General features: G+C 34.2%; 16 protein-coding genes. 2 read left to right on the forward strand and 14 right to left on the reverse strand.

Going from position 1 to position 13,296, the window contains the following annotated elements:
* Positions 1–15 precede the first annotated feature (15 nt).
* The 13 genes from EKQ63_RS17740 to EKQ63_RS17800 form a co-directional block, all read right to left on the reverse strand.
* The gene (locus EKQ63_RS17740) at positions 16–525 is read right to left on the reverse strand and encodes a heme-degrading domain-containing protein (protein WP_140421311.1); all 510 of its coding nucleotides are present in this window, start codon (positions 523–525) and stop codon (positions 16–18) included.
* 217 nt (positions 526–742) lie between these two features.
* Positions 743–1,165: an STAS/SEC14 domain-containing protein gene (locus tag EKQ63_RS17745; RefSeq protein ID WP_087954810.1), complete on the reverse strand. Its 423-nt coding sequence runs from the start codon at positions 1,163–1,165 to the stop codon at positions 743–745.
* Between the two features lie 106 nt (positions 1,166–1,271).
* A complete protein-coding gene (locus EKQ63_RS17750; protein ID WP_001014170.1) occupies positions 1,272–2,591 on the reverse strand; it encodes an aromatic amino acid transport family protein in 1,320 nt (439 codons plus the stop codon).
* Positions 2,592–3,604: 1,013 nt separating this feature from the next.
* Complete coding sequence (locus tag EKQ63_RS17755; protein WP_140421312.1) at positions 3,605–4,288, reverse strand: DUF3888 domain-containing protein; 684 nt, start codon at positions 4,286–4,288, stop codon at positions 3,605–3,607.
* 94 nt (positions 4,289–4,382) lie between these two features.
* On the reverse strand, positions 4,383–4,718 hold the full coding sequence (locus EKQ63_RS17760; RefSeq protein ID WP_000950600.1) for an IDEAL domain-containing protein: 336 nt from the start codon (positions 4,716–4,718) through the stop codon (positions 4,383–4,385).
* 127 nt (positions 4,719–4,845) lie between these two features.
* Complete coding sequence (gene saiR, locus EKQ63_RS17765; protein ID WP_087954807.1) at positions 4,846–5,259, reverse strand: Rrf2-family transcriptional regulator SaiR; 414 nt, start codon at positions 5,257–5,259, stop codon at positions 4,846–4,848.
* Positions 5,260–5,423: 164 nt separating this feature from the next.
* Entirely contained in the window at positions 5,424–5,558 is a 135-nt protein-coding gene (locus EKQ63_RS17770) for a BA3454 family stress response protein (protein ID WP_000573534.1), read from the reverse strand.
* A 47-nt stretch (positions 5,559–5,605) separates the two neighbouring features.
* Complete coding sequence (gene spxA / locus EKQ63_RS17775) at positions 5,606–6,001, reverse strand: transcriptional regulator SpxA (RefSeq protein ID WP_087996296.1); 396 nt, start codon at positions 5,999–6,001, stop codon at positions 5,606–5,608.
* Between the two features lie 361 nt (positions 6,002–6,362).
* Positions 6,363–7,100, reverse strand: a complete 738-nt coding sequence (locus EKQ63_RS17780; RefSeq protein WP_000146304.1) for a GntR family transcriptional regulator — start codon at positions 7,098–7,100, stop codon at positions 6,363–6,365.
* 32 nt (positions 7,101–7,132) lie between these two features.
* Positions 7,133–8,194, reverse strand: coding sequence for an oxidoreductase (locus EKQ63_RS17785; RefSeq protein ID WP_087954801.1), 1,062 nt, complete (start codon positions 8,192–8,194; stop codon positions 7,133–7,135).
* 218 nt (positions 8,195–8,412) lie between these two features.
* Complete coding sequence (locus EKQ63_RS17790) at positions 8,413–9,585, reverse strand: cyclopropane-fatty-acyl-phospholipid synthase (protein WP_088328116.1); 1,173 nt, start codon at positions 9,583–9,585, stop codon at positions 8,413–8,415.
* Positions 9,586–9,896: 311 nt separating this feature from the next.
* On the reverse strand, positions 9,897–10,223 hold the full coding sequence (locus EKQ63_RS17795) for a winged helix-turn-helix transcriptional regulator (RefSeq protein WP_000816333.1): 327 nt from the start codon (positions 10,221–10,223) through the stop codon (positions 9,897–9,899).
* A gap of 189 nt (positions 10,224–10,412) precedes the next feature.
* Positions 10,413–10,754: a winged helix-turn-helix transcriptional regulator gene (locus EKQ63_RS17800; protein ID WP_000860823.1), complete on the reverse strand. Its 342-nt coding sequence runs from the start codon at positions 10,752–10,754 to the stop codon at positions 10,413–10,415.
* 419 nt (positions 10,755–11,173) lie between these two features.
* On the opposite strand from EKQ63_RS17800, the gene EKQ63_RS17805 reads away from it, so the two are divergent.
* Together EKQ63_RS17805 and EKQ63_RS17810 are read left to right on the forward strand one after the other, a co-directional pair.
* Positions 11,174–12,184: an aldo/keto reductase gene (locus EKQ63_RS17805; protein WP_088328117.1), complete on the forward strand. Its 1,011-nt coding sequence runs from the start codon at positions 11,174–11,176 to the stop codon at positions 12,182–12,184.
* 80 nt (positions 12,185–12,264) lie between these two features.
* Entirely contained in the window at positions 12,265–12,681 is a 417-nt protein-coding gene (locus EKQ63_RS17810; RefSeq protein WP_087954795.1) for an SRPBCC family protein, read from the forward strand.
* Between the two features lie 44 nt (positions 12,682–12,725).
* Here EKQ63_RS17810 and EKQ63_RS17815 read toward each other — a convergent pair whose 3' ends face one another.
* Positions 12,726–13,292: an SGNH/GDSL hydrolase family protein gene (locus EKQ63_RS17815; RefSeq protein WP_088328118.1), complete on the reverse strand. Its 567-nt coding sequence runs from the start codon at positions 13,290–13,292 to the stop codon at positions 12,726–12,728.
* Positions 13,293–13,296: the final 4 nt, after the last annotated feature.

Raw genomic sequence — 13,296 nt, forward strand, 5'->3', positions numbered from 1 at the left:
ATTCACTAACTACAACTATTGGTTCAAATGATTTTTAACTGCTCTTACTACCAATTCGTGATCTACTTCTGGCGGCAACCCTGAAACTGTTATCATTCCAATAACCCCTACGTTTTTTATTCTAATAGGAAAGCATCCACCAAACGCAGCATATTCCGAAGTATCTAAAAGATATTTTTCATTATATGAAATTCCAGTTATTTCACTTTGTATCTGCATATAATACGAGCTACGATCATGCAGGGAAACAACTCGTTTTTTACGCTCAATCCATTTCGTATTTTCCGCATTTGTCCCTGTCATCTTGAAATGAAATAATTGCACACCATTTTTCGTTATATCAACAGCAATCAATTTTCCCTCTCGCTTTGCTGTTTCAACGATAAATAAACCTAGTTGCAAGGCATCTTCATTTGTAAAAGAGGAAAATTGAAGTGTTTCCTCCTCTTTTAAAATTTGTTTACTTATTTCATTCAAATTTGAAGTACTCATATCTTTATCCCCCTTACTCACTTTATGCCACATGGATATTTTTAAATTTATGTGACTCTATCCTGCGACCTTTCAATATTACTAGTACTCTCTTCCTCTTGGTGCTAATAAGAATTATATTTAACGCATTCAAAATGTATGTCCCTTAAAATAAAATGCTGCTATACACACTAAACATTTCGTATAGAGACATCAACAACATTACAAGCTAAAAAAACCAATTGCTTAAGCAACTGGTTCGCTAAAATTTTCATATGGGATATTCATTCAACCAAAGGAATGCTTGTCTATAATCATCAAAAAACTTTATGGATTCTTTCGTATTGGATTGTTGTAAATAATTCATGATCTGGCCTTCTTCAAGGAGAAAAGCAATTGCCTTACTGTGATTCAAAATCGTTTCATTAAAAAACTTCTCTTTCCATACTTTTTGAACCGAAAAATGATCTGGTATGTAGCCTTTTCTATCTACCAACAATTTGTATTTCCGTCCCTCGGAAATGAATTGCTGACAAACTTGCTCGAAACCATTAAACCATTCATAAACATCATCTGTTTTAATCTTGCCGATAAGACGAGTAACAATTATATCTCCCGAAACCGTTGTTCTAATATTCAGTTTACTCAATCTGAAATCATCTCCCTTAGCTATAATTATGCAGAAATATCTCATAAAATCAACAAGATAAACTGTAACGCATTAAAAAGGGACAGACCCTCCAAACCGAGAAGCCTGTCCCAAAATCGTTCTATTTTTCATTCGAACTAACAATCGTAAATTAGAATAATGACTTAATACTTGCTAAAACAGTAAGGACACCTACAATAATAACAAATACGTTACTCATTTTCCCTTTGTACTTAGCTAATACCGGTACTTTTTGAATCGCATACATCGGTAATAGACATAAGATAGCAGCAACTAATGGACCGCTTAGAGAATCAATAAGTCCAAGAATACTTGGATTTGTATAAGCAACAAACCAGCATGATAATACAACAAAAGTAAGGATTATTGTCTTAATTGTTTTTTCTTCAATATCTTTTCCACGTGATTTACCAAACTTAATAATCATGTCACGCATTACTTCAAATGCTCCGATATAATGGCCAAGGAATGACTTTGTAATAGCCACAAAAGCAATGATTGGAGCTGCAATCGTGATTACAGGCGAATTAAGCTCATTCGCAAGATATGAAAGAATTGATAAGTTTTGTTCTTTTGCCATTTTTATATCCTCTGGAGTCAAGCTCAATGCGCTACTCCAAACGAAGAACATAACAACAGCGAATGTCATGATATAACAAACCTTTTGTATTTGCGCACATTTCGCATCAGTGGCTTCGATTCCATACGTAGCTCTCTGTTTCACAACAAATGATGAAATCATAGGTGAATGATTAAATGAGAATACGATGATTGGTAGAATCATCAATATCGTCCCAAAATAGCCTGTTCCTGTTGAAGCAGTTGAAACAGCTGAAAAACTAAGCATTGACGTATTCCACTGTGGAATTAAAGATATTGCGATAAAAAGTAGAGAAACTATGAAAGGATACACTAGCATACTCATTACCTTTACAGTAATATCTTGACCAAAATTCAGTATAGCGATAAGACCAAGAACTAATACAAGTGATAAAATAGCTCTTGGAGGTTCTGGCATGTGCAATTGATGCACGATAAAACTACTTGCAGTGTTTGTAAGCGCAACCGAATACATTAGTACGATTGTATAAATTGAACCGAAATATACGATGTTAAAAATGATACTCGCTTTATTTCCGAAATACTCTCTAATTGTACCTGTGATCCCCTCATCAGCAGAATTAGAAGCGTATATCATTTTAGCAAGTGCCCTATGTGAGTAATACATAACTGGATATGCAAGCAATGTAATTAGTAGTAATGATAATAAACCACCTGAACCTGCATTAATCGGTAAAAAGAGCACCCCTGCTCCAATTGCAGTTCCAAATAGACTCAGTGCCCATGTAGTATCCTGCTTATGCCACTTTTTCGGATCTGCATATTGCTCATTTTTTAGTGCGGTATTTTCAGCTTGAACTTCTATTTTCTTTGCAGTATTCCCGTTCATATAATAACTCCCCCTTGTATCTATTCCTGCCTCTCTCTTAATAGCTACCGAATATTTTCCTTTTTGGGAAAATGAATTCCTTACAAGTTGCCCCACATTGTATGTCCTTCATCATAATGAAACCCAATTGAAACATTCGCTAGTTAGCGTCCTAATATAATTGTTAGCGTTCACAAAAAAGTTTACTCGTAATATCCGCTCTTTATATAAAGACCCCTTAAAAGAACAATATGGAATAGACTTCATAAATACGTTGCAACATTTCTAATAACAGTGTATTACTTTAACGGTTTCTCTTTTTTACTTTTAACAGTAATTTTAGCTAAACCAGCCTCTCTTCATTTGCGAGGCATTTCTTTCTCAATTCTATACATTACTTTCATAACTTCGGCAGCACTGATGATATTGCTTACACAAGCCACTGAAGTACTTTACATACATTTCGCCTCTAATCACACACCTTTCTTACTAATAATCGCATTTTTTATATTTTCTCCAGAGACAATAAAATTTCTCTCGACGCCCTCATTATAACGTGTATATTTATAAAATTAATATTTTTATATTTTCAGAAATATTTAGCGAACAAAATTTTATATGGATAATATTTTACAGTTCGTACACAACCCTTATTCCTATCGCTTAAAACTGAATGAATTAGAATAAAATACCTTCATACAATACTTACCAAAGTTACTCATTTTAAAAATACTTATATTCTTTTCTGTCAATAAAATTTGTTTTAATCAAAAAAGATATTCCAATAAATAATTAACGTGGTTAAAAAGAAATATCTTTTTGAATTTGCAAACAAATTTCCAGGATATATATTATCAACATTGCATTCATATACATTTTTAGGAAAAATACTTTTTTAATTCATAGCAATAAGAGGACCGCTAACATTTTACAAAAACCTACGCTACACGAAAAAATAAAATGAGCTGCCCATATTAGGCAGCTCATTGACATAATTATCATTATCAGGAGTGGGCAAACAAATCATTTCAAAGTCATCTTAATTCGAGTTTTTTCAACTCTTCTTCAGGAATATCTCTATGTTTGTAATGAATCGTTTTTACATCATTTCCTTTTATACGAAAAGTAATCGTGTCTTCTCCATAAGGAGGATTGTGTGCGCCCTCAAAGGTTTGAATTTGAACAGTTACATAGAAAATATTATTTGTTTTATCTGTTTTTATTTCAAGTATTTTTTCAGAACCTCGATCCCATAGTTTTGGTTCCTTATAATAGTTTTCAACTTCTTTACTTATCGGTTCTAATAAGAGATTCATGACTACTTCTTTTAAAAACTGTTTTGGTACAGGTATTCTGTTAATTTCCTTTCTTTTCACATCTATAATTTTCCAAAAATCACCGCTCTTTTCAACGGTATAAAGAACATTCGTACCATCAGCTTTCCAAAGATGAAAATAACCTTTATTTCCCTTAATATATAATCGTGGTTCATCAATCCACTCACCTTCTGTTTGGACTATCCCTAGAAACAGTTGAGTAAGTGGTGTTATCTTATAACCTAATTGATTAAAATCACCAAACGAATAAAGTTCATAACCGGTTAAATCTATGTCAAAGCTTTCATTTCTATTATTTTCCATTTTTACAATTGCTTGAGCGGAGATACAGGGTAATAAAAAACTCAGAAAACATATGATGCTAATTATTTTTATTTTCATACAACCAATCACCTCTTTTATTAAAATGCAACAAAAGAGATGATATTATTGATTATTGTACGATTCAACCTATTAAAAGCAAATCATGTAATCTCTAAAACCTCTCGTTAACTAGCTCTTTTATCGAGTTTAATTTTGAAGAAAGCTCGATAAACCATTCTTCGTCTCCTGTTAATAATGCAAGGTCTATAAGATAAAGGATTTGCTCCTTATTGATTACCTTTGATTCAGGGAGTTTGTTAACATGTTTACTAAAGAGTAAAATCGCTTCGTTTTTTGTGTACTTATCGTCCCGTTTCACAATGCTAACTGTAACTACATCTTCCACTTCATCAAGTGATACAATGTAACCAACTATGAATTCGCCCTCATTTGATATTCCACGAACCCAATCTCCTACTTTTAAAACATGGTTATTATTTGACAACATACTTTTTCACCTTCTTATAAATATTTTTTGTGGCGATAAAAAAGAAATAAAAACGAAATCAAACTGTAATATTTTCCATTACATTTAAATAGTAAGAACTTACGGCTCTATATAACAAGTAAGCCGCTTAACGTTCTTGATTGATAAGATCAACAACTTCTTTCATTGTATAGTTCTTTAAGTATTCACCTAGTTGTTCTTCCGCACCTATGAAAATAGCGAAAAGAACTTTTCGCATGTTTGAACCTACAATACACTGATTATTTGACTCAGGACACTTAGGCTGCAACGCACCTTCAGAGGTTATCTGATATATATGCCAAAGGTTAACTTCACTTAAATCTCGAGCAAAAATAAAACCGCCACCAGTCCCCTCTTTCGATTGTATAAACTTATGTTTTTTTAACAAACTTAGCACTTTGCGAATGCGTACTGGGTGAACACCTGCACTTTCTGAAATAGCGTTACTTGTTGACATCCGGTCTGGCTGTAAAGCTAAATAAGTTAAACTGTGTATGGCCAAGGTAAAGTCGCTGCTCATTATTTTCCTCCTACGATCCCAAAAAATTATTTCTCCTATATTCACATACTGTAGCTATAAACATTACAGATAGATTAGCCAAACGTTAAAATATATAAGAACCACTCTTAGCATAAAGAAATAGATTCCATAACTTCATTTAGCTTTTTAAGTTAAACATACATTTAAAGACTCCATTGTTTCTTCACTTGCTCTTCTGCCAACTGTTTAATTTTTTTCCACACTGTATCTTTGCTTACAATAACATTTGTTTGATAATTTCTATCGTTATAATTGACTGTAACACATACTTCAATCATCTTCTGCTTCCTCCTTTCAAAAAACTTTTCTTAAAAAATATTACTTGTTAATTAGCCAACTTTTGCAGTTCAATATTTAAAAATGTTCGAACGCTACGTGGTAAAAATTTACGAATTTCTTCGTCATTAAAACCAATCTGTAATCTTTTCTCATCCAGCATAATTGGGCGACGCAACATTAGCGGATGCTCAATTATTAATTTATAAAATTCATTCAGCGAAAGCTCATCTATATTTATATTTAAGTCTTGAAAAGTTTTGGATCTAGTTGAAATAATTTCAGTAGCACCCTCTTCCGTTAAACGAAGAATGGATTTAAGTTCATCCACTGTCATAGAATGGGATACGATATTTTTTTCAGTATAATCAATTTGATTCTCCTCCAGCCATGCTTTCGCTTTTCGGCATGAACCGCAGCTTGCTGTTGTATATAAAACCACCATATTTCACTCACTCCTTTAATATTTTTTATGAAACTTCAATTTTAAATATCGGTCATTTAAATGTATTAAAAAAAATTACAGTTCAGAATCAAATTCACGTAATGTTATTTATTCGGCAATGTTTCATTTATCTCTATTATTCATTTCTTTTAAAATGCTTCTTCTATACATTTGTTGAAACTACATTTTACAGACGATGACAACTCACTTCTAAAAATCTTACTGTAATTTTAAACCTTACAGTTCAATTAATCAAATGTGAAGTCTTGGAGTAATTAATCATTTTTTTATGTGCATTTCCCCCATAGCGTTATTGAAGACACAAAAATAGGTTGAGGCAATACGTGCCCCAACCTATTTTTTATACCTCTTTATAACTTTTTGCAGTAATAACTGTTTCGAATTCAAAGGTTTCCGGCAAGTGATCGGCGTAAGAGTATTCAAAAGTGCGTCCATCCGTTAAGTAGGCCACCTGTTCCACTCTCATTAGGAAATCTTGATTTGTTAAGTTCATAAACTGCTTTTCTTTATCATCCGGGCGAATTCCTTTAACCCTAACAACGGATGTTCCCACTTGAAGCCCTAGTTTATTTTGAATGTGGGAGTAGATTGATTCCTCTAAAACAGAAACATCAACACCTGGAATGACCGAAATCGGCATCCATGTATGCTCCATAATCGTTGGAATACTGTGAATGATACGGAGGCGAATGATTTTATATACAAAATCCCCTACTGAAATACCCAATTTTTCAGCAATGACTTCATCGGCACCGACAATCGTAAACTCAATAATTTTACTTTCTACCTCACTGCCATAAACAGCTTTCGTACCTGTTAAAGTTTGAATCATTCGCGCCTTTTCTTGCTGACGCCAATCTTGAACGACCGTTCCACTTCCGCGCCGGCGAATGATGTAGCCGTCTCTCACTAACAGATCCAGCGCTTTTTTTATAGTAAGGACAGAAACATCAAATTCTTCAGCAAGGACGGGGCTACTTGGAATTTTTTCGTTAATCTTATATTCGCCGTCTAAAATTTGCTGTTTCATTTTTTGATAAATGCCGAGGTATTTTACTTGTGTGGATCCGCTTGCCATTTCCATACCTCCTTTATGCTGAATTCCCTCTTCTATTCATTTAAGTTTAAAGCCTCAAGTTTGTAAACGGAAGGTGATGGCGCAGCAAATCCGTTTTCTAAGATTTCAATATTCGTTACCGCTTCTTCGTCTTTCACAAGCTTTGGTGCACCATTTACGATTGTTTCATACGCTGCATCATAAAAACGACCGTAATCACCAAGCGGCGTTTTAATTTGTTTTTCAATCCAATCACCGTTTGCATTGCGATATTTCGCAATTCCATAGTACATCGGTGAATCTTCACCAAATCCTGCACTCTCAGGCATGATACTCGCTTTCAGATCATTTTCCTGCTGATCTTCACCGTATTTAATAAACGATCCATTTGTTCCATGAACGATAAAGCGTGGATAATCTTTTGCTACAACATGGTTCGTTTTCAGTTTAATTTTCAGCCTATTTCCGTAATGTAGTCCAACATCAAAATAATTATCAACCGCACCTTCCACTTCATTATTACGAATATCGTATGTCACCGTATCTGGACGGCCAAATAGTGAAATCATACGGTCCATCGTATGAATACCTAAACTATAAAATGAACCTTCTTCTTTCGGACCTTCGCGAGTGATTGAACCCGGACGGAAATAATCAATATGTGATTCAATCTCGACAATATCACCAAGGAATCCTTGTTCCACAACTTGCTTCACCGCTAAAAAATCACCATCAAAACGGCGGTTTTGATACGGCATAACTACTACACCTTTTTCTCGCCCTAAAGCTAACAATTCTTTCGCATGTTCTACTGTATCGCAAAATGGTTTTTCAACGATAACTGATTTTCCAGCTAGTATAACTTTTTTCGCTAATTCGTAATGCGTATGTGCTGGCGTACAGACCGTCACCACTTGAATGTCTTTATCATTCAACAATTCGTCCAAATTAGTAGTGAAACTAACACCTTTTTCCTCATATGGAGCTGCTAATTCTTCATTTATTTGACGTACAAAAATCGTTTTTATTTTTATATTATTACGTGTGTTTACATAAGGTAAGTGATAGCGGTTAGCTGATTTTCCAAATCCAATAAAGCCCATTGTTAATGTCATGTTCTTCAACTTCCTTGCTCATATATTTTTGTTTCTATACTTATTATATATTTTCATTATCAAAAGTATATAGTTTTAGTTTTAAAATTATATATCAAAAAAGTCGAGATGGAAATCATTTTCTGATTCACATCTCGACTTTACGTTATAGACTTATGTCCTACCATCAGTTTTATTTACATTCGATGACTAGTAGATAGCTACTTGGTTACATACTCTTATTCATACATATAAGAACGTGTCATCGGAATTGTATCGTTAATACCTTTTGTAAATACAAATTGATGTAGATCAATATTACCTGTAAAGAACGAAGCTGCACATGCATTTAAATATAAGCGCCACATACGAATGAATCGCTCATCTTTCGTTTTGCGAACTTCCTCCAGTACGTTTTCAAAATTCCGAGCCCAATGTTGTAATGTTTTCCCGTAATGTCTACGTAAGCTTTCCACATCAACAATGAAAAATTGTTCGTTTGTCATGTTCGTGATTAATTCGTTAACAGCAGGAACATATCCGCCAGGGAATATATATTTTTCAATCCAACCATTCGTAGCACCACCATTGGCCGGAGAAGTAATACAATGAAGTAGAGAAATTCCCCCATCATTTAGTAGTGTGTTCACTGTTTCAAAGTATTGCGTAATGTTGTCTTTTCCTACATGTTCAATCATACCTACACTAACAATTTTATCAAATTTACGATTCTTAATATCGCGGTAATCAAGTAAAGATACTTCAACTAAATCCGTAAGCCCCTCTTGTTTAATTCGCTCGGAAGTCTTAGCATATTGTTCCTCACTTAACGTTACTCCCATCGCTTTCACACCGTACTGTTTAGCGGCAGCTGTAATGAGTTCACCCCACCCGCAACCTATATCTAATAATGTATCACCTTTTTGAAGGTTCAACTTTTTCAAAATATGATTCACTTTATTATGCTGAGCTGTCGTTAAAGAATCTTGCTCATTTTGGAAATACGCACAAGAATATGTCATTGTTTCATCAAGCCACAATTTATAGAAATCGTTCCCAATATCGTAATGATGAGCAATATCATCTTTATTTTTTTGTTTTGAGAAATTCCATTTACTTTTGAAATATTGCAACTTACTATCACCTAAAAAGCTATCCTGCCTTTTATAAATTGATTGAATTGCTTTTTCAAGATTCCCTTCTATTTCAAGGTCTCCATTCATATATGCTTCACCGAATGCAATAGAAGGATCCTTAGCAATCTCTTTTTTTGAAAGAGGCTTATGGAACGTTACATGAAATTGAGGTTCCCCTTCTCCATATTGTATTGTTTCTCCATTCCAAAGTGTAATTTGAACTGGATCTGAAAAAAGATTTTTAAGTATTTTTTTATAAAAAAGTTCTTCAACCATATAAACATCTCCTACTAAAGAAATTGAACAAAAAACTATACTAGTTAATAAATCTTTTTGAACATAGCTTAAAACCGTTATGACTTCTTGCTACGAGTGTCATTATAAAACGGTTATATTATGAAGCATAGTACGTACTTTAAAGTGATGAAGGCACTTTTAAGTACCTATGAAAACTTTAATCCATTATTCATCACGGCTAAAACAGTTGTTAATATCGTATAGATCCTTACTTTCTAAATTTTTATACTAAAAAAATCACCACCTCGTCATTAGGTGGTGTTTTCAATATTACATATAGAGATTTCATTTCACTTAACTTTACTATTTTTTCTATCTATGCATCGTTCTCCCCATACGGTCAATTGATTTAATACATTTTGCAAAGACCACCCATAATCAGTTAAGGAGTATTCTACTCGGGGTGGAATTTCTTTATAGATTTCACGTGTAATCACACCATCATCTTCTAGCTCACGTAATTGTTGCGTCAACATTCTAACAGAAATTTCAGGAATTAGACGCTGCAACTCGCTCGTTCGCTTCGTTCCTTTCGTTAAGTGACATAAAATGACGACTTTCCACTTTCCCCCGATAATTTCTAAAGTTGCTTCTATCGGTATATTGTATTGTTTCACGCGATCTCCCTCCTTTTTTCTAAATTTCTTCTCTATTGTTACGTAAAAACAAATAATTTTCTATACGGCACATTTTAGTTCCTACAGCACAAAAAAGTACCTATATTACCAAATAGTAATTATGCCACTTAAAAATCTTCCTATAAACAAAAAGAAAAACGAACGTATTCTCGTTCGTTTTTTTCTTGTTTATTCTGCTGTAATGAGCATAGACGTGTTGCCATTCTTTTCAAGATGATGTTCTCCCCAGTTACAAAGAGAATCGAGTATAGCATCTAAAGAATGACCGTATTCCGTTAACGAATACTCTACTTTTGGCGGCACTTGGTTATACACTTTTCTCTCGATTACACCGTCTTCTTCTAATTCACGTAATTGCTGCGTTAACATCTTTTGTGTAATACCAGACATTAATTGTTTTAATTCGCACGTTCTCTTTTTGTCTTTCTTTAAATGACAAAGGATTACTACTTTCCACTTTCCACCGATAACCTCTAAAGTCGCCTCTACAGGAATATTGTATGTTTTCATATGAAAATCTCCTTTAATAATGTTATAAGGCAATTAAGCTAAAGATTTAAATATTACTTTTAAGTATCTATAGCACCTTAAAATACGTACTTTTTACCCTGTTAAACATGTTTCATAATAGCATACGTAAACAGCAGATGAGTAGTACGGCACTAAAAAGTACCTGTATTACTTTTTAGTATCTATATTACTTTAAAGTACGTACTTTTCATTATGTAAAATACATTTCATAATAGCATTTGTAAGAGTTGAGTGAGTCATGCAGTGTTAGAAATTACCCATGTTATCTTTTAGTGCTAACGTACTTTTTTAACTGTTTATATACTTTTATCATGCCTTTTGTCAGACGACGAAATGACATATATGGATTTTCACAATCATTAATTAATTTTCAAATATATTTTAGGAGGATATGTATAATGAGTAAATTACTAAAAGAAAAAATCGGTTTTGGTACAGCACCACTAGGAAATATGTATCGTAATATTCCAGAAGAAGAAGCAATCGCTACAGTGGATGCGGCTTGGGAGAATGGCGTTCGTTACTTTGATACAGCTCCACTTTATGGATCTGGCTTAGCGGAAATTCGTCTTGGTGAAGCACTGTCAAAAAGAAATCGTGATGATTACTTTTTAAGTACGAAAGTAGGTCGAACGATTTCAGATGAACTAGAAGATCCATCTGCACGTGATTTAGGTGAAAAAGGCGGACTTTTCGAATTTGGCCGTAAAAATAAAATGATCAATGATTATAGCGCAGATGCAACACTTCGTTCTATCGAGCAAAGTTTGAAACGTTTAAAAACAGATCGTCTAGACTTTGTTTTCATTCATGATTTAGCACAAGACTTTTATGGTGATGAGTGGATTTCACAATTTGAAACAGCTCGAACAGGAGCATTCCGTGCACTAACACGTTTACGTGAAGAAGGTGTAATTAAAGGCTGGGGGCTTGGAGTAAACAAAGTAGAATCAATTGAACTTATGCTTGATTTAGAAGAAGCGAAGCCAAATATATCCCTATTAGCTGGTCGTTATTCATTATTAGATCACGAGCGTGCCTTGCAACGAGTAATGCCCGCAGCTGTTAAGCATAATATGGATATTGTTGTTGGTGGCCCATATAGCTCAGGTATTCTTGCTGGAGGTGCTCACTTCGAATATCAAAAAGCATCACCGGAAATTATTGCAAAAGTTGAGAAAATCAAAGCTATTGCAGATCGTCACGCAATTAGCATCAAAGCTGCTGCATTACAATTTTCATTAGCAAATCCAGCAGTTGCTGCCGTTGTTCCTGGTGCAAGTAAACCGGAACGAATTGTAGAAGACCAAAACGCCTTAAATACAGTAATTCCAGCAGCATTCTGGGAAGAAATGCGCGAACAAAAACTAGTAGCATCTAATGCACCACTACCAATCAACGTAAAATAATAATGAAACTTTAATCAGTGGGAGCATCCCCCACTGATTATTTACCCGTAAATACCGGAATGAAAAGGAGCATAATGAATATGGCACACACTACTACATCTATGGAAATTTTCGGTTCACCTGAACAAGTATGGCAATTAATCGGAGGTTTCAACTCCCTTCCAGACTGGTTACCTTATATACCTAGCAGTAAATTAACGGAAGGCGGTCGTGTACGTCACCTAGCTAATCCAGATGGTGACACGATTATAGAACGATTAGAAGTATTCAATGATAAAGAACGATACTACACGTATTCAATCATGAATGCACCGTTCCCAGTCACTAATTATCTATCTACAATCCAGGTGAAAGAAGGTACTGAAAGTAACACATCGGTAGTAGAGTGGTCTGGTACGTTCACTCCTGTTGAAGTTAGTGATGAAGAGGCAATAAACCTATTTCATGGCATTTACAGTGATGGACTGAAAGCATTGCAACAAGCATTTCTAGATTGAGCTATTAAAAACAATGAAAAGCAAAGCGATATCGCTTTGCTTTTTTATAAAATCCCTTTTAACTTTTCACCAATTAACTTCGCTACATACTTATAGCCTTCTGGTCCAAAGTGTAATCCATCTTTTTCATCATTTTCTACAAACCTTTTATAATTCCGTTCTTGAATCATTTCAGCATACAAATTTAGAAAATAGCTTCCTGTTTCTTTCGCCACTTCCTCTACCACGTCTGCATACTGACCGAGTACTTCATTTGTTCTATTATGCTGTCTTTCTTCATCAACTGGTGCAGGACTAATCAGTAGTACTTTATCTGATGAAACTTGGTTCACAATCTTCTCTAAATTTTCTTTATATGCTTGTAATGACACTTGAGAAAAAGAAACTGCATCATTCGTACCAAGAAAAACTGTTACGAAATCTGGTTTATATGATATTACATCTTCTTCAATCCTATTTAACGCATCGAATGTATTATCACCTGGAACACCTGCATTCACTACTATCCAATTCGGAAACACCTCTTGCAAACGTGGTGTTAATCTCGGCATTCCATCAAAAAATGTTTCATCAGCTGTAATACTATCTCCAAAACATACTAACGTTTTCATTAAG

This window comes from Bacillus sp. BD59S, assembly GCF_007363175.1.
GTDB classification, from domain to species: domain Bacteria; phylum Bacillota; class Bacilli; order Bacillales; family Bacillaceae_G; genus Bacillus_A; species Bacillus_A pacificus.